This is a genomic window from Bacillus andreraoultii, from assembly GCF_001244735.1.
Classification (GTDB): Bacteria; Bacillota; Bacilli; order Bacillales; family Caldibacillaceae; genus Caldifermentibacillus; species Caldifermentibacillus andreraoultii.
The window spans coordinates 2801958-2824692 of the sequence record NZ_LN868937.1 but is presented as its reverse complement, the minus strand read 5'-3'; the positions used below and the strand labels follow the sequence as shown (position 1 = coordinate 2824692).

Below are 22735 nucleotides of genomic sequence, written 5' to 3'. Positions count from 1 at the left end.
TGAAACAATATTTCACAATCATCAGATAAAGCATATACTTGTTTACCCAATATTGATTCCATCATTTTACTTTTGCAACTCCTAACGCAAAGTGACTCCACAGAACATCTTCTATAAACTCGGCTTGTGATTCCTCACAATCAATAATGAGAATAATCTCTGAATGTTTTCCATTTAACCGCCGGCTTTTCTTCTTTACAATCAATTCAATAAAAAGGCGAATGGCCAATCCGAGAACAAACCCGATAAATGCACCTATTAACCCCCAATAAATCGGACCCCATGATAATTTAAAACCAATACTCGCACCAATAACAGAAAAGGCTGTAGCAAGTGCTGCACCTATATCAATTAAGGTTGTTCCATCCGAACGATGAAGAGAATCAAATAGCTTTCGATCTTCTGTGCGATTATCTAATGGCACAGCATAGATCCTTTCTTTTTTGATTCCCTTTTTTTCTAATGTAGATATCGCCATTTCTAAATAGTAGGTAGCCTCAAAGGTCGAAAAAATTTGCATATTCATCCCTTCATTTTTTGTCCATTTCGTATTTTAAATTCAGGAGATTGGTAATTATCCTTCAAGTAATTCCGTAAGTCTTTTTCAAAAAGTTTATTATTTTCAACTGTATTAATATAAGCGTCATAAGTGGCAAATCCATAATGCGAAGGAATAAATAATAGCCACTCAGGATTTAACACAGATGTTGCTTCTTTTACTTTTCCTAAAAACAAAAGTACAACGGCTTCTTGAACATGTGAATAATAATAAAATACAACTAACCATATAATGACAAATACGGCGGTTAGAATCCTATGAATATAGAGCTGCCCTAAACCAGGGATAAATAATGACCACATAACAGAAAGAACAGGGTTTCGTTTATCCAGATAGTTAATCTCCAATGATCCTAATGAATACGAATTAAACCGATGATTCTCTCGCTCAGCCAAAATGTATACCCTATTCATATCTACCGTTGTGCGATAACTATCCCAAATGCTAAAAAGATAAACAGGGATATACATAAGAAGCCATCGTGTATCTAACACTTCTTTTGCCATACCTATATTTCCTTGAAAGGAGTAAATCATGGCGGAATTAACATGTGCATTTATATTAACGAAAACTTCCCAAATAAATAAGGCATATCCTCTAAGATACTTAGATAAAAGCATGTGTCCAAATCCAGGGAAGGCGGCAGACCACCAAGCAATAATATATGGGTTTCTCAAATGTAGTTGAGTGGTTCCTAAAATACTAACATGGGCTTTATATCTTCTGGCGGTATTGTTATTTGTGTAGTTGATCATTTTTTCCTTCCTTTGGGTGACAGGCACTACCTGAATTTTGTCGAAGGTTGTTAGAAAAGCGTGAAACTAGCTATTCTCTTTTTAATTATATTGTGCATTTTATACAAAAATATCCCAAAAGCCGATGACAGGGACTACCTGAATTTGTTGAAGATTGATAGAGTAACGTGAAACTGGTACATATTTCTCTCGGGGGAATTTTTAAAAATAGAAAAGGCCAGTCCTCCATTGTGTTAAAAGTAGGGGGACTGACCTTATTCATCTTAAATATACTACTCAGCTTTTACTAAAATTTTGATATGGTTTCTTTCTTTTAATAATCCTTCGAAGCCTTCTTCTATGACATCATCGAGGGTGATTCTCTTTGTTACTAATTTGTCTGCAGGGAAGTAACCTTTAGCCATTAAGCTGATAACAGCTGGGAATACGTCGCGGTAGCCGATAACTCCTGATACCGTCCGTTCTTTCATCACGATATTTTGTGGGTGGATGGAAGCTTCTCTTTCAAAGATACTCACGATCATTGTTTCACCGTTAAACTTCGTTGACAGAATTGCTTGTGTTAAAACGACTGGCACTCCTGTTACTTCATACGCAACATCTACTCCACCATTTGTGAGATGGTGAATTTGTTCGACAACGTCACCATTATTTGGATCAATGGCAATTGCTCCTAATTCTTCCGCTTTTTGTCTACGTTGTTCAGATAATTCCACGGCATAGATTTCTGAGGCGCCAGCTGCTTTTAATGCTTCAATAACTAATAATCCGATAGGACCAGTTCCGAAAACTGCGACCTTGTCGCCAACTTGTACTTTACTTTGTCGTACAGCATGAAGAGCGACAGCGGATGGTTCAACAAGTGCACCTTGTTCATAAGAAACTGTTTCTGGAAGTTTATGAATCATATGTTCTGGAACAGAAGTGAATTCTGAAAATCCTCCCCCACCGCCAGCGAGACCATAGAATCCCATTTGAGAACAAAGATTATATTTTCCTTGTTTACAAGCTTCACATTTACCACATGAATAAATTGGTTCAACTGTAACACGGTCACCAACTTGCACCTTTGTTACACCTTCCCCAATTTCAACAACTTGACCAGAAAATTCATGTCCCATTACAATTGGAGCTTTATCGCCAGTTAATGGATGCGGTGTTTCAGCTGGAATGAAAATAGGTCCTGCAGTATATTCATGTAAATCACTGCCGCAAATTCCACACCATTCAACCTTAATTTTTACCTCACCCTGTTTTGCCTTAGGCTCATCCAAATTGTCTAGTCTTAAATCCTTCACATTATGCCATCTAAGTGCCTTCATTTAATACATCTCCATTCTTTATGTAAAAAGGTAAAAGGAACAATATCTATGATAGACCTTTATTGGGAAATTTCAATTATTTTGATTCATTGTTCTTGAAATTGTCAAAGAATGAAGTGGTAATGGCTTGATACGATGATTCAATGAATAGGAATCAATGCGATGATTATGAAGAATTGAAAATGATGAGTATGTAGAATTGTCAAAGAAACGTAAATAGTATTTTGAATTAATATTATCTAATTGGCAAAAACAGGAAAAATTTTGAACACACAAGGTGAACCAGATGGAGTGGGAAAATATTCGTCAAGTTGTTTCCGAACTAGTGGGAGCGATTTAAGAATATACAAATGAACAAAACGAGCGTATTTTAGAAGAAATTGCTCCATTGGGGAAATTTTCCAATCCCTTAAAGGCGATAAAAGTTTGTCGAGAAATTCATCAAGGAGCCGAATAGAGAAATATACGTTATGCATACAATCCGTGAGAAGCTTAATATCTTTGAGCAAAAACGGGTAGGTGTTAGGTGAAAGTAAAAAAGCTCGATTATTATTAACAGTGTATCGAGGATTAGGTCCTGTTTTTCAGTCATTTGTATTGTGTGAATAGAAAACCGTACGTAATAGATGGGAAAAAGAATACAGTTATTAATCATTTTTTTGGGATGTTCCAAATTAACCTATTCATTTCAAAATAGAACCTGTCTTATTTTTAAAATGAATCTCGCTTTTCTATTTAAACTTTATGATACTTTAAAGCTCAAGCAGAATAATTGTGGCATGAGCAAGAAGGGACAATACTTTTCCTTCCTTCTTAATATCAATTTTTACAAAAGTGCGGGAAGTTCCCATTAAATAGATACTGACTACCGTATAAAATTGAAGGGGAGCTATCAATAAAAAAATTACCCGTCACCCTATAAAATAAAGGGGACAAATACTAAGAATACTACATAAGATTTTACTAAGACTTCTACTTATAAAAGGTTCAGAATGAAGTGGATGTTTTTTAAAATATCAGGAAAATAAAGTTCTTTTAACCATTTCAAATCAAACTTACTATAACGAAAGTGAAGAGCAATTGGCAAAGACGATATTGGCAATACTAATGACGGTAAAGTTATCATTATTTAACGGCGTTGATCAAGCAAGTTATAAGCTTATCAGTCCTTTTACACATAAAAATCAAGTAAATGAAAATGAGTGATATGGTTAATACACAATCCACTCTGTACGAAAATATAGCAATTTACATAAGGAAAAAATGTGATAATAAGACTAGTATCCAAAAGAAGTCTCACGTTATTTTCATGATAGGCGATGTTTGTCCCCAGTAGATAGAAAATATCTTTGGATAGGAAAGATTAATCTATTAACAACCCAATAGGAGATTTCAATATGTAATATGATGTAGAGAATGCTGAAGAATATCTGGAAATGCTTGAGGGCAATTGGCGAAAAGAGAAGCTGCTCGTGATTCGGAAAAAGATTTTTGCTTATGCACCCGAAATGAAAGAGGAGATTCGCTATTCGATGTTGAATTATGGTAAAGATGATTACTTTGGCTTTGCGTTAATGCGAACAAAAATACGTCAGCCTTTATGCAGGTACAATAGACAAGATTGAACATGTAGCAACTATACTATTAGGCTACAATTATGGGATAGGCAGCATTCGCGTCAAAAAAACGATGAAGATTGAAGAGGCGGATTGGAACAAATTATTCGTAAAACCATCGATATGTTGCGTACCGTTTGGGATACAGATTGTTGAAACGGAAAAATTACGACGAATAATCAATATTGACGCAATATAATTCATAGGTTATGCGCTAGTTATGTAGCCGATCAAAATGAGGATGGGGGAGAAAGCATGCTAACGGAAAAACAATTAAAGGATATAAAAGAGCTGCAAAACGTCTGTGAACGAGCGGAATCCATTCAATTAAAGCTGAACTGGGATATGCTAAAAAGTTCAAGCTGGGAGATAGAAAATAGTTTTCTTTTCTATGAGAATCAAAAACTCATTGGCTTTTTAGCGGTTTATCCTTTTGGAAATAAGGCGGAACTATGTGGAATGGTTCATCCAGCATATCGTAGAAGAGGTATTTTTACGAGTGGAATGGAAGAGGCATTAAAGCAAATAAAGGGTTCCTATCGAAAAGTGTTGTTGAATGCGCCGTCAGATTCAGCTTCAGCAAAGGCATTTTTAAAAAATGTATCATGCGAATATGATTCAACCGAATACCAAATGCAGTGGCAGCCGATGGAGCTAGCAGATGATGAAGGTGTGACGGTACGTTTATCGCAAACAGAAGATGATTTTCAGAAGGAAGTGGCGCTTGATGTGCAATGTTTTGGCTTTACAAATGAAGAGGCGATTGAATATAACGAGCGAATTAAAGAGGATCCCGCACAGATTTTTTATATGATTGATTGGCAGGAGACGACCGTTGGAAAAATTCGGGTGTCTCATATTGATAAGGCGGCTTGGATTTATGGTTTTTCTGTATTTCCTGAATGGCAAGGGCGAGGATTTGGAAGGAAGGCATTAAATCAGCTTACAAAAAGAAAATTTGAAAAGGGATATCAAGTGTTTTTAGAGGTTGATGCAGACAATTCGAATGCATTGAAGCTGTACCAATCGTGCGGGTATGAAACGGTACAGGCGCAAGATTACTATTTATACAAATGGAAATGAAAAAACAAAAACATCATTGGACCTATTCTCCAGTGTGATAAATCATGACCATACTAGGAGGCAGGCCCTGTTTTTTAAAAAATACTATGATGATGCGTTGATAAACTTTCATATTCAAAGGGTAATGTCAAAAGTTCTATGAAAAACGGATAAGCAAACAAGATTTATTCCGAAATAAGGTGGAGAACCGTCGCCATTTGCCCTTGACAAACACGCCGATGGTTTAAGTTAGGTGTAACAAGGGTGAAGGGAACTAAATTAAGGCATGACAAATACGCCCTTGTTTTCCGAAAATTTTAAACCATCGGCTAGTTCGGTTTGTCAAGGGTTCGCTTCGCCAAATGGCTGGTTTGAATGTTAAACCATTCAAGGGCTCAGCTAAAGCTAAATTTAGGCAGCTTGTATTTCTAGAAGCCATTGTTGAGCGAGTTCAATCATTTTTGTCCAACGTGCCGGCATGTGTGGCAATTTGGAGAGTTCTGGGATCATAACTGGCACTTTATTCTCCAGTGAAGCATGTGGCCTGAGAAAGTTAAAATATGCCACGAATAAAGTCACATAGGATACCGATCCCTTTTCTGAACCAAACCCATGTGTAGCCTTATAATTACCCTTAAAAGTACGATTGAGTCTCTCAATAATTTGTTTAAGCGGTCGATATTCCGTTGAAACAGGATCCTCATTGGTTAATCCAATGACTTGCTTCACATCAAAGTGGATATCGTGCTGGGCAAAGAAGTGTTGAGCCAAAAGGTAAATAGGATTCCCATCGACCACAAAAGTAAGATCTTCTGGAATCTCTTTTAGCTTAAGCAATACTTCATCAATGGCTAATACAGCTGCCTGTGTATCTCGGTTTGGTGAAACAGGATACGACAAAATAATCTTTTTTACGGTATCAAAGAAGAAGAACAAGTAATTCCAACGTCCACTCACACGGATATACGTTTCATCACCGCAAAATTGATTGGAAAGCTCATACGGATAATGGTCGATAAACGGTTTCATTATGAGCGCGACACTGTTTTCGTAGTTTAAAATACTTTGGTGAGAAATAGAAACTCCGTGAATATCATTCATAATGGCCGCGGTTTTGCGCGCTGATAAGCCGTAGTTTACGTGATAAGTCAAAATAAGTCCCAGTGTATGCGGAGACACGTACAATTTCGATAAATCTACTTTCGGTAACTCTGGAGACTCTTTCGACAGTGGCTTATAGTCGAACTTAAACAGGCGAAATATATAGCGCATTTTGAACGCTTGTGGGTCTTTTTTGAACGGTTTCTTCTCTTCTTTCGAAAGACCTTTTAACTTCTTTTGGTAGTAAGAACATTGATTATTTTTACACTTGAAAACATCAAAATCTTTTCGTTCTTTTATCTTTTCAAGTGTTTTTGAACAGTGAGGACATCGTAAAATGGCCTCTTTCAAATAACGATTCTTTTCGCTAAACAAACACGCACACACTTTACATTGATATTGTCCTTTATCTCCATTATTTGCATAAAGAAAATCAGAAGGAGCACCACACTTTGGACAATTCAAATGAGAAGGCACACAAACTTTGGCGTTTTTATGTCTACGAACCGGTTTTAATGGTTTCCCGTGTTTTTCTAGAAAATCATTAAGTAGTTCTTGATAATCAAGCTTTTCAAGTGTTTCAACAATCGGAAGCTCATCCACCTGTAGTTTTCGATAAGGCTTGCTTATCGGTTTTTCTTCGGGTTTATCAAACATACTCTTTCCAATTAAAAGAGTCTGTAAAATTTTGATAGTCTCATCTTGGTACTTGATAAATTCAAATAAATAGGTTAATAATTGAGGATACAGACTTGTTCACTCCAATCTTGTTAGTTGTGTGTGTGGTAACCTCAATTAACCATAGATTTTAGGGGGTGGCAAGTCTTTTTTTGTTCAATGCCTTATAAATCAATGGTTGTTAACCTATTTAATATAAAAACTTTTGACAATACGATTCAAAGGGTAGGAGTTATATTTATGGAACGATAAGTCAGAATATTGGAACATCATTATAAATGAATAAAGTGAGAGGCGGGATCATCATGAAACATTATTTAAAGGAATTTTTTCTTTTTCCTGATGTAACGGTTATGTTTGTCATTTATTTATGTTTAATAGGTTATGTCGTTCCTTTCATGTCTCAACTAAGTATGTGGATTTCGTTGATTATCGGGATGATTACGTATGCATTAAGTGAGTACCTTGTTCATCGTTTCCTTTTTCATATGAAAACACCAAAAAGTCCATTTCTTTTAAAAATAATTAAGAGACTACACTTTGATCATCATGTAGATCCTCGTAATTTAAAGTTGCTTTTTTTACCAATTTGGTTTAGTATACCAAATTTTTCCATTCTCGGTGGTATCTTTTATTTAATAACAAATAATTTTCCACTAACGATGGCTTTTATTGTAGGATTAATAACTTACTTTCTTTATTACGAATGGACTCATTATGTCGCCCATCGACCAATTAAGCCATTGACTAAAATAGGGGATACAATAAAGAAGGCACATCTTTGGCATCACTATAAAAATGAAAATTATTGGTTCGGTGTCACTCATATGACTGTGGATAAAACTCTTGGAACGTATAAAAACCATGAGGAAGTTGAAACAAGTGAAACGGCTAGAAATTTAGAAAAACGTATGTAATACATTGTCTGCCTTAAGAGAGTAACATCAAAGTTCACGAAATAGCATAAGAAAAGTCGGGCGTAGTTTGCTCGGTTTTTCTTATAAGCAGTTTTTTAGAAGACTTCGGGAAAATCGGGTTCATAGAAAGGTTCACTGAGCCGGTTTTCGTGCAAAACTTATGATTTTGGGTTCATAGAAAGGTTCACTGAGCCGGTTTTCGTGCAAAATTTATGATTTTTGGGTTCATAGAAAGATTCTATAAACCCGTTTTCGTGTGATTCGGTTAAATTCAGGTTCATAGAGAAGTTTTAAAAGCCACGTTTCACCAAAAACTGTGGTACTTTCGTGCGGTCATACCACAGTAGAAGCGCGTTTATCGATATTTTTTATGTAATTGGTCGTCTATAACTCTTCTAGATGACCGTTTTATCCATTTACCCCGCGATTTGGTCGTCTACAACCGTTCTTCTAGAAGCCCAATTCAACCTTTTTTCCACGATTCGGGCATCTCCCCCCGCTCTAGACACCATTTTTCCAAGTTTTTTACTAAATAGAAAGGTTTCAACACTTCTAATGTCTTTATAAATTGTTCTATTATAATAATAGAGGGTTGGACGATATTACATAATCTAGAGGTGATTCGATGCTTGACCGGATTAAAGGTGGATTGTTTGGTGTTGCGATTGGGGATGCATTAGGTGGGACGACTGAATTTCTAAAGGAAGCAGAAGTGAAGCGTCAGTATGGTACCGTTACAGAAATTATCGGTGGTGGTTACTGGGATTTGCAGCCGGGGGATACAACTGATGATACGGCGATGACGATTGCTGTTGCCAAGGGAATTATCGCAAGTCCCGATGATCCTATTCATGAGATTGGCGAGCAATTTATTCAGTGGAAAAATACGGATCCAAAAGATATTGGGAATATTATCGCAACTACTTTTCATTTTTTTCGTGATGATTGGTATGATGCTGCGAAATTAGCACATGATGAATTAAATGGAATGAGTGCGGGTAACGGGAGCTTAATGCGATGTTTACCAGTTGCGTTGGCTTATACGGACTTCAATAAAGTAAAAGATGTAACCGAGAAACAATCGAATATGACACATTATGATCAAGTCGCACGAGAAGCTTGTGTTATATATAATGCGATTGCCTTGCGAGTATTAAATGGAGAAGACTTGCACAAAACTATATTATCAGAAATTCGAAATACCCGATATGATTTAAACTATAACCAAGAACCTATGTGTTCTCCTGATGGCTATGTCGTACACACCTTTCAATGGGTTTTGTATTGGCTTTTAAATGAAGATTCTTTTGAAAACGTCGTTATTGGAGCAGCAAATAAAGGTGGCGATAGTGATACAATTGCCGCGATTGCAGGCGGATTAAAGGGAATCGAAGTAGGATTCAGTAAGATTCCTGAAAAATATTGTTCCGTTCTAGTATGTAAAGATGAGTTGATTGTTTTAGCGAGAAAGTTATATGACATAAGAGAAGGCAATAGTAGTTAAATTCAAAATTTGTGTCGAAGTTAAACTACATAGCTTTTTCAATTGAAAAGTCATCGCTATTAACTGAATAATTTTGAAGCGTCCCATTAAATTTTCCCATAAAGTTATGAAAGAAATATAGATGGATGGGTAAAACTAGCAATGATGGAAATTTAATGGGAAGGGATGGACTGTATGAAAAAGCTGAAATATTTAATTTGGACCGTAATGATCGTACTTTCTCTTACAGCATGTACAACGGATCAAGGAAGAATCGTTGATAATGATGAGGGAGATGCCTATATGAATGTTTCTAACTCTCATAGAGCTCCAGATTATGTTAAAGTGGCTGATAAACCGACTTATCCGGTTGGTAGTCAGGTCATTATTAATGCAGACCATGTACCTGGAATGAAAGGTGCTAAAGCAACGATAAAAGGAGCCTATCAAACGACGGTATACATGGTTTCATACATTCCGAAAACCGTTGGAGACAGCGTGAATAATTATAAATGGGTCATTCATGAAGAAATTGCAAATGCAAAATTAGCACCGTATAAACCAGGTGAGAAAGTCGTATTAAATGTCGACCATATAAAAGGGATGGATGGAGCTGGGGCAACGATTGAGTCGGCGAAACAAACAACGGTATATATGGTGAATTATATGGATACGAGAACGGGTACGGAAGTGGAAAATTATCAATGGGTAATAGAAGATGAATTATTACCAGCGAAACAACAAAGGAAAGAAACCCTCTAAAAATATAACTATACGTTCGTCGCCTGATTTCATGCAGTATTCGCATTGATCTCAGGCTTTTTTAGAATTTGACGAAGCTAATACAAGGCAAGTATGCTTGTGGAAAATTTTGTCTAATGTTATGGGAGTCATTTAAACGAATGAAGAAAAAATTTATTTGGTTTATTATTATTGACAAATTACCCTGTGGGGTATAATATTATCTATGTAATCATCCTCTAACCTATTTGGATTGGGATCTTTATCCGCTTCACGAGAGTACGATTGATTGAGGAATTGCTATGTGCCGAAACGAAGGTAACGTAGAAGGGTTGTACGTGCCCTTCGAGGACGATGCGCTGAAACGAAGGTAGTGTAGAAAGGACCCTAATTGTCAGCTTAAATTGAGATCAATGTATTCGTGAAAAAAGTAAAAACGGCGATGTACGGATATATTAGTACAAGTAGCTAATAGGTTATTTTGAAAAATATAAAATATACCTATAGGGGTAGTTTAACTTTAGGAGGAAATAGAGTGGATCAAATAACAGCAAAAGAACTGGAACAAAAAATAAAGGCAGACAAGAAAGTTCATATCATTGATGTTCGTGAAGCATTCGAAGTAGCCGAGGGGAAAATTCCAGGAGCAAAACACATTCCATTAGGTGATATCCCAGGTCGACTGAATGAATTGGATAAAAGTGAGCATTATTATATCATTTGTCAATCTGGTGGTAGAAGTGCGAATGCATGCGAGTTTCTTCGTTATCACGGTTATCAAGTAACGAATGTAGCCGGCGGTATGATGTCTTGGCAAGGAGCAGTGAAGTAGTCTGATTACTGTCTTATTCTAAGAAATTCCTTTCGTAGGACTTTCTATTGGAGAAGAAAATATTTTATGAAAAAAGTAAAGTGGTGAGAGAATATGGAATTACAATGGGTCATTATATTAATGATTGCAGCATTTGTGATTGGTCGTTTGCTATCAAATAGAGGAATTACTAATATTACAGTGGAGCAAGCGAAAAATAAATTTCAAGATAGGAATGTTCAATTTATTGATGTACGTACGCCAAGTGAATATAAATCAAATCATCGTCCACAGTTTAAAAATATTCCTCTTTCCGATTTGCCAGGAAGAACGAGTAAGCTTGATAAAAATAAAGAAGTAGTTGTTATCTGTCAAAGTGGTATGAGAAGTGCAAAGGCTGCGAAAATATTAAAGAAACAAGGTTTTCAAAAAATTTATAATGTTAGAGGCGGTATGAACGCCTGGAAATAGAAGGAGTAAAAGAAATGACAAAAAGAGTAACAGCGGAGGAAGTATGTAAACGAATGAAGAATGGTGAGGAATGTTCAATTATTGATGTTCGTGAAGCATTCGAAGTAGCGGAAGGGAAAATTCCAGGAGCAAAACATATTCCTTTAGGCGAGTTGGCTTTCCGAAAACATGAATTAGAGAAAGACAAGACTTATGTAGTCGTCTGCCAGTCGGGAAATAGAAGTAAAGCGGCATGCGGCATCCTTGAAGCATTTGGATATCATGTTGAAGATATGATTGGTGGTATGAATGCTTGGGGAGGAAAGATAGAGTAGTAAGCGAAACAGCTCATTAATTAACAGGAGGAATTTGAATGGAAAATAAAATTACTGTATATACAACATCACGTTGCCCTTTTTGTACAATGTTGAAAGGATTTTTAGAACAAAATCATATTGCCTTCCAAGAAGTAAATGTTGAAAAAGATCCGATGATGATGCAAAAGTTAGTAAGTAAAACTGGACAAATGGGAGTTCCACAAACAGAAATAAATGGGAAATGGGTCATTGGCTTTGATCCGGAAAGAATTTTATCTGCTTTAAAACAATAAAAAATCTAAAGGCGGCAAATGGTCTTGTCGTCTTTTTATATTTATCCTGTAATTTGTTGCGAAAGTAGACTAGGTTGGTCCCATGCGACTACTACTATTAAAAGGTTGATTGATTCTCAGTAAGTTGTTTTGTATACAATTTTCCACGGGGGAAATGAAGAAAGTTTCAAGAAAAATGAGAGAAGGCACACTATCATTAATGGATACATACTAGTAGAAAAGGCTTTTAGTGTTGTGTCATGAAACAAGTTGTGGTATATTACTAGTTAAATAGAGGTGATTGATATGAATCAGCCGGATTTAAAGATTCTCGGGGAGACGATTAAGTCACAAAGGGAAGAAATGTGCTTCACTTTACGAGAGTTTTCTAATTTGACGGGTGTTAGTTTTTCTCAGCTCAGTAAGATAGAGAGAGGGGAACATCGGCCTACAAGAGAAACCCTTGAAAAAATAGCAAGTCATATAAGCGTGCAAAAAGGTTGGCTTTATTTAATGGCTGGTTATTCGGATTATGTAGTAAGTACTTTGGAAAATAATCCGTTGAATGACCAATTTGATATGAAAGAAGATTCGATTACTAATATCCCCATTCATGGGACAGTCCACGAACCGAAAGTGAACGATTTAAGCAACGATTGGACAAGTTTTATTGATAAAATGGAATCAAGGAAACTAAGTCCGAAAGAAATCGAATCAATTATAGCAGATTATGAAAAAATAAAAGCAATTTTAATTAGGTAAAACTAGTTAGCTACAACGAAAGGAGAACAGGAATGAAATTTTTCCATACAGCAGACTGGCATTTAGGTAAACTCGTCCAAGGTGTATATATGACAGAAGATCAACGGTATGTTTTAAAACAATTTATTGAAGCGATAGAAGTAGAGAAACCGGATGCAGTCATTATCGCTGGAGATTTATATGATCGTGGGATACCACCAACAGAAGCAGTAAATTTGCTAGATGAAGTGCTAGAAGAAATTGTCCTTAGGTTAAAAACACCGGTCTTGGCTGTTGCCGGGAACCATGATAGTCCAACTCGTCTCCATTTCGGAAGTCGGATGATGAAAGCAAATGGTTATCATATCGTAGGGCAACTTTCAAATTCGTTACAACCAGTTATTTTACATGATGAATATGGTGAGGTTCATTTTCACCTTATCCCGTTTGCTGATCCGAGTGTTGTTCGGCATTTGTTTGAAGATGATGAAATTCGTTCCCATAACGATGCCATGCAAAAAATTGTTGCAGCGATTGAGACAAAAATGGATCCGAATGCGCGACATGTGTTTGTTGGACATGCCTTTGTAACGCCTCACGGGGAGGAGCAAGAAAATACGAGTGAATCAGAACGGCCACTTGCTATCGGTGGTTCGGAATACGTCGATGCCAACCTGTTCAAAAACTTCCACTACACAGCTTTAGGGCACCTACATCAAGCCCATTTCGTATTGGATGAGAAGATTCGTTATTCAGGCTCACCATTGAAATACTCGATATCAGAGGAAAATCATAAGAAAGGCTATTTAATCGTTGAGTTAGATGAACAAGGAAATGTGACAATTGAGAAAAAGTTGCTAGAACCAATTCGGGATATGTGCACGGTTGAGTCGTCGATGGAAGAATTACTGAAACATCCAATTAATGACGATTATGTTTTTGTTCGTTTGTTAGATGAGACACCGGTTCTATCACCAATGGAAAAGGTTCGTTCTGTTTATCCGAATGCGATGCACGTTGAGCGGAGAATTATTTTATCTAATGATCATGAAGATACAAATGTTGAAAAAGTTGCCCGTCATAAAATGGACGACCTATCATTATTCCGCGCATTTTACCAAGAAGTGAAACAGACAGAGGTAACGGAAGAAACGGAAGCGATATTTAAAGAAGTTCTCCATGAATTATTGCAGGAAGACCAAGAAGAATTTAAGCGTGTAGCGATGGAAGTTGCGGCATCTAAGTCAGTAGATTCAGAAGGAGGAGAATCATGAGACCACTTAAATTAACGATGACCGCGTTTGGTCCATATAAAGAACGGGAAGTAATTGATTTTACTGAGCTAAAAGAAAATCGATTATTTGTTATTTCCGGAAATACTGGGGCAGGGAAAACGACAATATTTGATGCCATCTGTTTTGTTCTTTATGGTTCTGCGAGTGGAGAGGATCGTAGTGATATAAAATGCTTGCGGAGTGACTTTGCTGATGATGACATCTATACATCTGTTGAATTAGAATTTGAGCTCCGAGGTCATTTTTACCGAATTAAAAGGCAGCTCCCCCATGTGAAGAAAGGGAATAAGACAGCAACCGGTGATTCATATGAATTTTACGAGCGGATAGAAGACGAAGAGATTCCTTGTGTAGACCGGCAAATCGTTTCAGAAATAAATAAAAGAGTGGAAGAGTTGATTGGCTTAACTAGGGATCAATTTATTCAAATTGTTATGCTGCCACAAGGTGAATTTCGAAAGCTTCTTACCTCTCAAACGGAAAATAAAGAGGAGATACTTCGGAAAATTTTTAAAACAGAACGTTATACTTTTATTAGCCAACGATTAAAAGCAAAAAAACAATTGGCTGAAGAAGAGTTTAACCGTGAAAAACAAACGCGTGATCGATATTTTTCCGATATAAAAACATTACTTCCACTCCGTGTGGAATCCTTGTTATTTGAGACACTTTCCCAGGAAAACTTCAACACATATCAAGTGTTAGCAGGACTTGATGAGGAAGAAATGTTTTATGAAGATACAATTACCGATAATAAAAAAATAGAAGCACAAGCTGAAAAGACCTACAATGAGAAGCTCGAAATTTTCCATAAAGCAGAAGGAATCAATGCGGAGTTTATCAAATTAGAAGAGAAAGAGAATCTCTTAAAAGAATATGAGACAAAGAAACCAATCATTAAGACGAAAGAAGTGCAACTCGAAAATGCCGAACGTGCTAGTAAAATTGAAGGGTATGAAACACAAGTTAACGAGTGGCGACTAGACGAGAGGGAGAAAACGACTCGTTTAAAACAGACTGAAAAAGGTTATGATGAGGTAGTTGATCAATTGAAACGTGTAGAGCTTACTTATAAAGAGGAAGAAAGTAAAAAAGGTGAACGAGAGGAAATCGCCAAAAAACTTCAGCATTATAAGGAGCTTTTACCAACTGTACAGGAAATTGATAAGAAAAAGCAACAATTAACGGAACAATATAAATATGTTCAAAGCTTAGTAAAGCAAAAGGATGAAGTGGCAAACAATATACATGAAATAAAGGAAATGAAACAATCGATTAACCGACAAATAAAAGAAATGGAACAAAAAGTAGATACATTGCCAGATAAACAACAGAAGGTTAATGAATTGCGTAATCATGCAATTGTGTTACGTGATTATATTCGCTTAGCGCAACAGAAAGATAAGCTTAGCAAAGAAATAAGTGAGCAGAAAATTCAGCACGAAGCGGCAAAACAACAATATGAAAAGTTAGAATCTGCTTGGGTGAACGGACAAGCCATTATTCTTGCGACACATTTACACGATGGTGAACCTTGTCCGGTTTGTGGGAGCATGGAACATCCGAAGCGAGCAGATGGTCATTTTTCTGTTCCAACAAAAGAGGAACTTGATACAGCTAAAAAAGAATTCAATGGAATAGACGATAAATATCGAGAGTTCGTTGCAACGTTTCATTCTGTCAAACAACAAATGGAAGAGAAAGGAAAAGAAGTTGAACAAATTGGTATTGAGCTTCAAAATGTACGTGAAACATATAACCAGTTTGTAGAAGAAGGAAAGCAGCTAAAAGAGGAAGTCAATTCTTTACAACTAGAAAAGGAAAAACTACACAATTTTAAAGTGAACTTGGAAAAAATTGAAATGAATCTTAATGAAAAAGAAGAACATCAAGAAGCGCTAGCAAAATCGTACCTTGAAAAGAGCACGGCATTCGAAGCGAATAAAGCTATTTATCAAGAGCAATTAAATCGGATTCCGGAAGACCTACAAAAATTGTCCGTGTTAGAGCTAGAAATAACAAAAACAGAAGCAAAGCAAAGGGATTTAGAAATAGCATGGGAACTTGTCCAAAAACAATTGCAGTCGTCAAGGGAAGAGTTAGCAAAAGCACAAGTGAACTTGGATAATGCAAAACAGCAACTAAGTGAGGTTACGTTAAAAAGGGAAAAAGCGGAACAACAATTTTATGAAATGTTGCAACAAGCGCAGTTCGTAGATGAAGTGCAATACCGCAAATCAAAACTTTCTGAAGTGGAGCAAAAACAACTAAAACAAGAAATTGATACGTATTATAGTCATATTGCTGTGCTTCAACAACAAATTAAAGAACTCCATGATTCTTTAGCTGATAAAAAGAAAGTGGACCTAGTCGAGTTGAAGAATGACTTAGACAAGTCTAAACAAGCGTTTGAACAAGCACAAGAGACATTAAGGCAGTCTGAGCAGTATTTAAATCATGTTCAAACATTAAAAGAAGCAATTACAGAAGCAAATGAACGTCTCAATCAATTAGAAAAACGAAAAGATACAGTAACAGATTTGTATGATGTGATTCGTGGGCAAAATGATAAGAAGATTTCTTTTGAACGATATTTGCAAATTGAATTTTTAGAGCAAATTTTAATGGCTGCAAATGAACGATTAAAACGTTTATCAAACGGACAATTTGTTTTACAACGTAGTGAACGACAAGAAGCAAGAGGAAAACAAAGTGGTCTTGGTCTTGATGTGTATGATTCTTATACAGGCCAAACTCGTGATGTGAAAACATTGTCTGGTGGGGAGAAGTTTAATGCGTCCTTATCCCTTGCTCTTGGTATGGCAGATGTGATCCAAAGTTACCAAGGGGGCGTCTCCATTGATACGATGTTTATCGATGAAGGATTTGGCTCGCTAGATGAAGAGTCTCTAACAAAGGCGATTGATACATTAATCGATTTGCAACAAACAGGTCGAATGATCGGTATTATCTCCCATGTTCAAGAATTAAAAAATGCCATTCCTGCTGCCTTAGAAGTGAATAAGATGAAAGAAGGATACAGTAAAACACAGTTTGTTATCAAATAAGTTTCATAGGGAAAAATGGTCAGGGGTGTGTAACCTCTGGCCAACAGGTGTTTTGAATAACGATATATGTTAAAAAGTCCCGTACGTGTACTGAAAAAATATGATAAGATATACATAGTTTTACGACAGAATCAATTATGTCCATCATTGGAGGGCTGGTTTTGATTACCATATTAGATATTGCAAAAATGGCGAATGTATCACGGACAACCGTTTCTCGTGTGTTAAATAATTCTGGTTATGTTAGTGAAGAAGTTCGGGAACGAGTAATGAAAGTTATTAAAGAAACAGGTTATGTACCTAGTCAACAGGCAAAGTCCCTTCGAACGAAAGAAACGAAAGTAATTGGTGTGATTTTACCAAGAATTAGTACAGAAACAGCGAGTAAAATTGTTGCTGGGATCGATGAGGTTCTTAGTAGTGAAGGATATCAAATTTTATTAGCGACAACGAATTTACAAGTTGAAAAAGAGATTGAATATTTACGGCTCCTTGTTAATCGACAAGTTGATGGGATTATATTCGTTGCAACGAATATTCTTCCTGAAGTTGTCAAGGAGATTAAGCAAATAAAGATTCCACTCATTGTTGTTGGGCAAAATATGCCTGAAGCATCATCTGTCTATAATGATGATTACCATGCTGCTAAATTTCTAACAGAGATGTTTATTCATAAAGGGAAGAAACAAATTGCGTATATTGGTGTCTCGGAAACAGACTATGCAGTAGGTGTAGAAAGAAAACGAGGTTATTTAGATACGCTAGCAGAATATGAAATTGAGGCTCAAGAAAAATGGATTGAAATTGGAAGTTTTGAAACAGAGTCTGGTTATCAATGTATGAAAAAGATGATCAAGAATAATGAGACGTTACCAGAGGCGGTATTTGCAGCGACCGACCGTATTGCAATTGGTGTCATGTCATTTCTAAAGGAAAAAAATATTCACATCCCCGAGATGATTAGTATTGCCAGTATTGGGGCGAGTGATATATCCCAATATGTTACTCCACAATTAACGACAATTGATTACGAAAATGAGAAGGCAGGGAAAGCGGCTGCTAAGTTATTATTAAAAAATATTAAGGGGGAAACAACAAAAATAGAAAAAATTATTTTAAGTTATAGACTAAGAGAGGGAAATAGTATATAATGAACTCATCTGGAATCGATTTCATAAAAACGGGATTATCATAATCCTGCTCTTTTTTCTCTTATATGTAATCGATTCCAGAAGAGGATTACTTACTAGTTTTATAAACTCTTTTTTTATCAACTTTAAGGAATCGATTCCACAACAAGAAACAAATATGTACAATTATACCCCAAGTCATACCATGGATAATGGATTTTAAATAAGTGAAGGTTGAACTGCAAACCTAATGAATAAGGAGTGAAAAAGAATGTCTGAAAACAGTAAAATTGTTAAAGAGTTAATCGATGCAATTGGTGGGAAAGACAATATTATATCTGCTGCCCACTGTGCAACACGTCTTCGCATCATGGTTAAAGATAAAGAGAAAATTGATCAACAAAGAGTGGAGAATCTTGATAAAGTGAAAGGAGCGTTCTTCAATTCGGGGCAATATCAAGTTATTTTTGGAACTGGGACTGTAAACCGGATGTATGAAGAGGCAATGAAATTAGGTGTTAGTGGTACGACAAAAGCGGAACAAGCACAAGAGGCTGCAAAGAGTGGGAGTAAATTCCAACGGGCAATTCGTACATTTGGTGATGTATTTGTTCCAATTATTCCAGTCCTTGTTGCAACCGGCTTATTTATGGGGTTACGCGGTCTTGTCATGCAAGATGAAATTTTAGGTTTGTTTGGTTTGACACCTGATGATATTTCACAAAACTTTATTTTAATTACTGAAGTTTTAACCGATACCGCATTTGCCTTCCTACCAGCACTTGTTGCTTGGTCTACATTCCGTGTGTTTGGTGGTAGCCCTGTGATTGGTCTTGTACTTGGTTTAATGCTTGTCAATCCAGCGTTACCGAATGCGTATGCCGTTGCTGGTGGTGATGCAAGTCCGTTAATGTTCCTAGGTTTTATTCCGGTCGTTGGTTATCAAGGCTCTGTCTTACCAGCGTTCATCGCAGGGATTGTCGGGGCAAAATTAGAACGATGGATTCGTAAGCGTGTACCAGAAGCGTTAGATTTAATTATCACGCCGTTTTTAACACTCTTAGTAATGATTACGCTTGCTTTATTTCTTATCGGACCCATTTTCCATTCAGCAGAAAATGTTATATTAACAGTCTTTAAGTCAATTCTAGAGTGGCCATTAGGGATTAGCGGACTGATTATTGGTGGATTAAACCAATTAATTGTCGTAACAGGTGTGCATCATATCTTTAATATGCTTGAAATCCAATTACTCGAGGCGTTTGGGAATAACCCGTACAATGCGATTATTACCTGTTCTGTTGCGGCTCAAGGTGGGGCAGCTCTTGCAGTTGGTTTGAAAACAAAATCACCAAAATTAAAAGCATTAGCATTACCATCTTCATTCTCCGCATTTCTAGGTATTACAGAACCCGCCATTTTCGGTGTTAATTTACGTTATTTTAAACCGTTTATTATGGGATTAATTGGTGGTGGCGTTGGTGGTTTTCTTTCAGCAATTCTCGGACTAAAAGCAACCGGAATGGCTATTACTGTTATTCCAGGAACACTTCTTTATTTAAACGGTCAAATCTTCCTTTATTTATTAGTGAATATCGTTGCCATTGCAACAGCCTTTGTATTAACATGGATGTTCGGCTATTCCGATAAAATGTTGGACAATCAAAACCAAGAATCGAAAGCAAGTTAATGCGTGAATGTATAAAGAAAACGAAGGGCACAAGCCTTGACGAGAGTTAAGATAAAGATTTCGCCGATAAAGGCTTCTGGCATGTGAGGTAATGCTGCCAAAGCTTTTTATAGTGTAAATCGAAGGGATAAGAGAAGTTGATACATTTATACATTCCTTAAAAACAAAAGGACCTGTATCTAATCTCATGCTGGTACAAATGTAGGAATGGTTCACTTAAGTGGAGACGTCTAGGAAGGAACGACGGGGTAAAAATCATTGATAGAAAAATAGACGTTCAAGCGGTAAAGGGTAGATAAATTACTCAATACCGCTTTCATTTTATGTATTGTTTTTTTATATGTATATGGTTTTGCTAAAAAATGACAACAAGATAAGGAGTTCAGTATGAATAAGGATTTGCAATTACGTGAGAAGATTAAACAAAAGCTAGTTGATGTGAAGCAGAAACTGGGGAAGGATGGAAATCGACTCGCCTTTCATTTAACACCAGCTGTTGGCCTTTTGAATGATCCAAACGGTTTAATTTATTTTAAAGGAAAGTACCATGTCTTCTTCCAATGGAATCCGTTTGAGACAAAACATACATTTAAAGCCTGGGGACATGTTTCCTCGCAAGATTTCATTGGGTGGGAGGTGCACCCACCAGCTTTAGTTCCAAGTGAATGGTATGAGAAAGATGGTTGTTATTCAGGTTCAGCTGTTGAGTATAACGGAAAACTCTATTTATTTTATACAGGAAATGTCCGAACAGAAGATGGTGGACGAGAAACGTATCAATGCTTAGCGATTACTGAAGATGGGATCTGTTTTGAGAAAAAAGGTCCTGTGATTGAATTGCCTGAAGGGTACACAACACATTTCCGTGATCCAAAAGTATGGCAGGAAGGCGAAAAATGGTATATGGTTTTAGGAGCGCAAACAAAATCATTCGAGGGTTCCGTTGTTTTGTATTCTTCTTCTGACTTACTTCATTGGCAATTAGAAGGGCCTTTAGCTGGTCCAGGAATAACTTTAGACGATCCCTTTGGCTTTATGTGGGAATGTCCAGATTTCTTTCTACTTAATGAAAAAGACGTCTTAGTTTGTTCACCACAAGGGCTTGAATCTGAGCCGTACAAATATCAAAACTTATACCAATCGGGTTACTTTATTGGAGACTGGGATCGGAAAACAAAAAAGTTCAGTCATAGTAAATTTCAAGAACTTGATTATGGATTTGATTTTTATGCACCACAAACGTTTACTGACGGAAAGGGGCGACGAATTTTAATTGCTTGGATGGGAATGGGAGATGAAATGGAGCAACATCATCCAACTGTTCGAGATGGCTGGCTTCATGCGTTAACAGTCCCGCGGGAGCTATCGATAAAGGCAGAGAAACTATATCAACAGCCTATTGATGAACTAAAAATGTTACGTACGAATTACTATAGTGAAGCTTTCACTTTAACGAATGAGAAGATAGAAATTGGGCTAAACTCGGATCTTCAAGAAATCATAATTAATATTGATCAATTTGAGGGAAAAAAATTTAGTCTACAGTTACCTGACAGATGGAAGCTAACATATACGCGCGAACAAGGTATTATAAGTTTTGAGCGAACACGCTTTGATACACATGAAAAAGAAACAAGACACTGTTTAATCGAAAGTATTGAAACGATTCATATTTTACAAGACCGTTCTTCGGTGGAAATTTTTCTAAATAACGGTGAAAAAGTATTTACGAGTCGTTATTATTCAAATAACACCCATCATTCATGTGTCATTGCGGTAGATGGAAGTGTAGCGATGCAATGGCAGAACTGGGACCTCGGTTCATTTTCTTTTCAACATCATGAGTAAAACAAATAGATTCTTCCTCTTCTGGACATAGTAAGAAAGAGGAGGGAGCTTTATGCCACGAAGAAATAAAATATTAGTACCGGAAGCCCGGAAAGAACTAGATCAGTTAAAAGCGAAAGTTGTAGGAACAAACAATCCACACGAAGCAAAGTTTGAAGCGGCCAAGGAAGTAGGTGTTCCGTTAAAAGAAGGTTATAACGGTAAATTAACAGCTGAGGAAGCAGGAAAGGTTGGGGGACGATTAGGCGGTAGTATGGTAAAAGAACTCGTCAAAATGGCCCAAGAAAATTTAAATAAAAGACCGTAAGAATCTCTCATTTCATTTGTCGGTTGGATAGACCTATCAGTGAAAAAGCCCACAGATGCACAAGTACATTTGTGGGTATATTTAACTTAATAGGAAAGTACAAGCGCACAAGGAAGGCTTCGAGCATTGCATCAAAGCCGAAAAACTCTCTTTTTTTTCAAGCGAACACTAGTCCCTTGATTGCTTAAAGGCTTTAGCATCTTTAGTTTTCTTTATTGGGCTACCATGGAAAAAAGAACGTTTAACTAGTGTAGATGCCCGATTCGCGGTGGAAGGGGAGGAAAAGGTCATCTAGAAGAGTTCTAGACGCTCAACTCAAGACCAATCGAATGGAAATGCTCATGTGCCACATCCACACATGCATACCTAAATACTCAAACAACAAAAAACGGATATGCCCATTTTTCATATAAAGCTTGTCCGTTTTGATATTCATCTTAATGAATTCGAATTTCACTATCGTGGTCAAAGAAGTGTGCTCTGATAGTTGATCGTAAGACATGAAAGAGATAGACAAGTGAATACAAATATAGGTGAATGGAACTAGTTTATTATTTAAGACTTGTATAAAT

The 22735-nt window shown here is 36.7% G+C and carries 22 protein-coding genes; 18 read left to right on the top strand and 4 right to left on the bottom strand.

Annotation, left to right across the window (positions count from 1 at the left end; all coding sequences use genetic code 11):
• Positions 1–61: 61 nt before the first annotated feature.
• From BN2144_RS18690 to BN2144_RS18680, 3 genes are all read right to left on the bottom strand, one after another.
• On the bottom strand, positions 62–520 hold the full coding sequence (locus tag BN2144_RS18690) for a hypothetical protein (protein WP_033829721.1): 459 nt from the start codon (positions 518–520) through the stop codon (positions 62–64).
• Positions 521–522: 2 nt separating this feature from the next.
• The gene (locus tag BN2144_RS18685; RefSeq protein ID WP_033829720.1) at positions 523–1314 is read right to left on the bottom strand and encodes a hypothetical protein; all 792 of its coding nucleotides are present in this window, start codon (positions 1312–1314) and stop codon (positions 523–525) included.
• A 272-nt stretch (positions 1315–1586) separates the two neighbouring features.
• Positions 1587–2636, bottom strand: a complete 1050-nt coding sequence (locus BN2144_RS18680) for a 2,3-butanediol dehydrogenase (RefSeq protein WP_033829719.1) — start codon at positions 2634–2636, stop codon at positions 1587–1589.
• 1080 nt (positions 2637–3716) lie between these two features.
• Here BN2144_RS18680 and BN2144_RS20670 point away from each other — a divergent pair.
• The 4 genes from BN2144_RS20670 (at position 3717) to BN2144_RS18675 (ending at position 5335) form a co-directional block, all read left to right on the top strand.
• Entirely contained in the window at positions 3717–3842 is a 126-nt protein-coding gene (locus BN2144_RS20670) for a hypothetical protein (RefSeq protein ID WP_268258041.1), read from the top strand.
• A gap of 230 nt (positions 3843–4072) precedes the next feature.
• Positions 4073–4261 carry a hypothetical protein gene (locus BN2144_RS19775; protein ID WP_139017915.1) on the top strand — a complete coding sequence of 63 codons (189 nt, stop codon included), beginning with the start codon at positions 4073–4075 and terminating at the stop codon, positions 4259–4261.
• Between the two features lie 64 nt (positions 4262–4325).
• Positions 4326–4451 carry a hypothetical protein gene (locus tag BN2144_RS20665; RefSeq protein WP_268258040.1) on the top strand — a complete coding sequence of 42 codons (126 nt, stop codon included), beginning with the start codon at positions 4326–4328 and terminating at the stop codon, positions 4449–4451.
• 56 nt (positions 4452–4507) lie between these two features.
• Positions 4508–5335: a GNAT family N-acetyltransferase gene (locus tag BN2144_RS18675; protein WP_033829718.1), complete on the top strand. Its 828-nt coding sequence runs from the start codon at positions 4508–4510 to the stop codon at positions 5333–5335.
• Positions 5336–5725: 390 nt separating this feature from the next.
• Here BN2144_RS18675 and BN2144_RS18670 read toward each other — a convergent pair whose 3' ends face one another.
• Complete coding sequence (locus BN2144_RS18670; protein ID WP_033826673.1) at positions 5726–7165, bottom strand: DDE-type integrase/transposase/recombinase; 1440 nt, start codon at positions 7163–7165, stop codon at positions 5726–5728.
• Positions 7166–7398: 233 nt separating this feature from the next.
• Here BN2144_RS18670 and BN2144_RS18665 point away from each other — a divergent pair, with 233 nt between their 5' ends.
• From BN2144_RS18665 to BN2144_RS18600, 14 genes are all read left to right on the top strand, one after another.
• Complete coding sequence (locus BN2144_RS18665) at positions 7399–8010, top strand: sterol desaturase family protein (RefSeq protein WP_033829717.1); 612 nt, start codon at positions 7399–7401, stop codon at positions 8008–8010.
• A gap of 625 nt (positions 8011–8635) precedes the next feature.
• Positions 8636–9514 (top strand): ADP-ribosylglycohydrolase family protein, encoded by an 879-nt coding sequence (locus tag BN2144_RS18660; protein ID WP_033829716.1) that lies wholly within the window; start codon positions 8636–8638, stop codon positions 9512–9514.
• Positions 9515–9688: 174 nt separating this feature from the next.
• The gene (locus tag BN2144_RS18655; protein ID WP_033829715.1) at positions 9689–10255 is read left to right on the top strand and encodes a YdhK family protein; all 567 of its coding nucleotides are present in this window, start codon (positions 9689–9691) and stop codon (positions 10253–10255) included.
• Between the two features lie 514 nt (positions 10256–10769).
• Positions 10770–11066, top strand: coding sequence for a rhodanese-like domain-containing protein (locus BN2144_RS18650; protein WP_033829714.1), 297 nt, complete (start codon positions 10770–10772; stop codon positions 11064–11066).
• A 93-nt stretch (positions 11067–11159) separates the two neighbouring features.
• Positions 11160–11516, top strand: coding sequence for a rhodanese-like domain-containing protein (locus BN2144_RS18645; RefSeq protein WP_033829713.1), 357 nt, complete (start codon positions 11160–11162; stop codon positions 11514–11516).
• A gap of 14 nt (positions 11517–11530) precedes the next feature.
• Positions 11531–11830 (top strand): rhodanese-like domain-containing protein, encoded by a 300-nt coding sequence (locus tag BN2144_RS18640; RefSeq protein ID WP_033829712.1) that lies wholly within the window; start codon positions 11531–11533, stop codon positions 11828–11830.
• Between the two features lie 38 nt (positions 11831–11868).
• Positions 11869–12105: a glutaredoxin family protein gene (locus BN2144_RS18635; protein WP_033829711.1), complete on the top strand. Its 237-nt coding sequence runs from the start codon at positions 11869–11871 to the stop codon at positions 12103–12105.
• 285 nt (positions 12106–12390) lie between these two features.
• Positions 12391–12846, top strand: coding sequence for a helix-turn-helix domain-containing protein (locus tag BN2144_RS18630; RefSeq protein ID WP_050632371.1), 456 nt, complete (start codon positions 12391–12393; stop codon positions 12844–12846).
• A gap of 32 nt (positions 12847–12878) precedes the next feature.
• Entirely contained in the window at positions 12879–14099 is a 1221-nt protein-coding gene (locus BN2144_RS18625; protein WP_042338176.1) for an exonuclease SbcCD subunit D, read from the top strand.
• Positions 14096–17188 carry an AAA family ATPase gene (locus BN2144_RS18620; protein ID WP_033829710.1) on the top strand — a complete coding sequence of 1031 codons (3093 nt, stop codon included), beginning with the start codon at positions 14096–14098 and terminating at the stop codon, positions 17186–17188. Before BN2144_RS18625 ends, BN2144_RS18620 begins: the two co-directional genes overlap by 4 nt.
• 161 nt (positions 17189–17349) lie before the next feature.
• On the top strand, positions 17350–18339 hold the full coding sequence (locus BN2144_RS18615) for a LacI family DNA-binding transcriptional regulator (RefSeq protein ID WP_033829709.1): 990 nt from the start codon (positions 17350–17352) through the stop codon (positions 18337–18339).
• Positions 18340–18589: 250 nt separating this feature from the next.
• Complete coding sequence (locus BN2144_RS18610; RefSeq protein WP_033829708.1) at positions 18590–20008, top strand: sucrose-specific PTS transporter subunit IIBC; 1419 nt, start codon at positions 18590–18592, stop codon at positions 20006–20008.
• A gap of 387 nt (positions 20009–20395) precedes the next feature.
• Entirely contained in the window at positions 20396–21856 is a 1461-nt protein-coding gene (locus tag BN2144_RS18605; protein WP_033829707.1) for a glycoside hydrolase family 32 protein, read from the top strand.
• A 52-nt stretch (positions 21857–21908) separates the two neighbouring features.
• Positions 21909–22163, top strand: coding sequence for an alpha/beta-type small acid-soluble spore protein (locus BN2144_RS18600; protein WP_033829706.1), 255 nt, complete (start codon positions 21909–21911; stop codon positions 22161–22163).
• Positions 22164–22735: the final 572 nt, after the last annotated feature.

Excerpts from the sequence above, each read along its gene's own strand:
- BN2144_RS18620 (WP_033829710.1), top strand. The coding sequence starts at position 14,096 with ATGAGACCACTTAAATTAACGATGACCGCGTTTGGTCCATATAAAGAA.
- BN2144_RS18635 (WP_033829711.1), top strand. The coding sequence starts at position 11,869 with ATGGAAAATAAAATTACTGTATATACAACATCACGTTGCCCTTTTTGT.
- BN2144_RS18630 (WP_050632371.1), top strand. The coding sequence starts at position 12,391 with ATGAATCAGCCGGATTTAAAGATTCTCGGGGAGACGATTAAGTCACAA.
- BN2144_RS18665 (WP_033829717.1), top strand. The coding sequence starts at position 7,399 with ATGAAACATTATTTAAAGGAATTTTTTCTTTTTCCTGATGTAACGGTT.
- BN2144_RS18680 (WP_033829719.1), bottom strand. The coding sequence starts at position 2,636 with ATGAAGGCACTTAGATGGCATAATGTGAAGGATTTAAGACTAGACAAT.
- BN2144_RS18675 (WP_033829718.1), top strand. The coding sequence starts at position 4,508 with ATGCTAACGGAAAAACAATTAAAGGATATAAAAGAGCTGCAAAACGTC.
- BN2144_RS20665 (WP_268258040.1), top strand. The coding sequence starts at position 4,326 with ATGAAGATTGAAGAGGCGGATTGGAACAAATTATTCGTAAAACCATCG.
- BN2144_RS18640 (WP_033829712.1), top strand. The coding sequence starts at position 11,531 with ATGACAAAAAGAGTAACAGCGGAGGAAGTATGTAAACGAATGAAGAAT.
- BN2144_RS18610 (WP_033829708.1), top strand. The coding sequence starts at position 18,590 with ATGTCTGAAAACAGTAAAATTGTTAAAGAGTTAATCGATGCAATTGGT.
- BN2144_RS18655 (WP_033829715.1), top strand. The coding sequence starts at position 9,689 with ATGAAAAAGCTGAAATATTTAATTTGGACCGTAATGATCGTACTTTCT.
- BN2144_RS18645 (WP_033829713.1), top strand. The coding sequence starts at position 11,160 with ATGGAATTACAATGGGTCATTATATTAATGATTGCAGCATTTGTGATT.
- BN2144_RS18685 (WP_033829720.1), bottom strand. The coding sequence starts at position 1,314 with ATGATCAACTACACAAATAACAATACCGCCAGAAGATATAAAGCCCAT.
- BN2144_RS18690 (WP_033829721.1), bottom strand. The coding sequence starts at position 520 with ATGCAAATTTTTTCGACCTTTGAGGCTACCTACTATTTAGAAATGGCG.
- BN2144_RS18600 (WP_033829706.1), top strand. The coding sequence starts at position 21,909 with ATGCCACGAAGAAATAAAATATTAGTACCGGAAGCCCGGAAAGAACTA.
- BN2144_RS18625 (WP_042338176.1), top strand. The coding sequence starts at position 12,879 with ATGAAATTTTTCCATACAGCAGACTGGCATTTAGGTAAACTCGTCCAA.
- BN2144_RS19775 (WP_139017915.1), top strand. The coding sequence starts at position 4,073 with ATGCTTGAGGGCAATTGGCGAAAAGAGAAGCTGCTCGTGATTCGGAAA.
- BN2144_RS18605 (WP_033829707.1), top strand. The coding sequence starts at position 20,396 with ATGAATAAGGATTTGCAATTACGTGAGAAGATTAAACAAAAGCTAGTT.
- BN2144_RS18660 (WP_033829716.1), top strand. The coding sequence starts at position 8,636 with ATGCTTGACCGGATTAAAGGTGGATTGTTTGGTGTTGCGATTGGGGAT.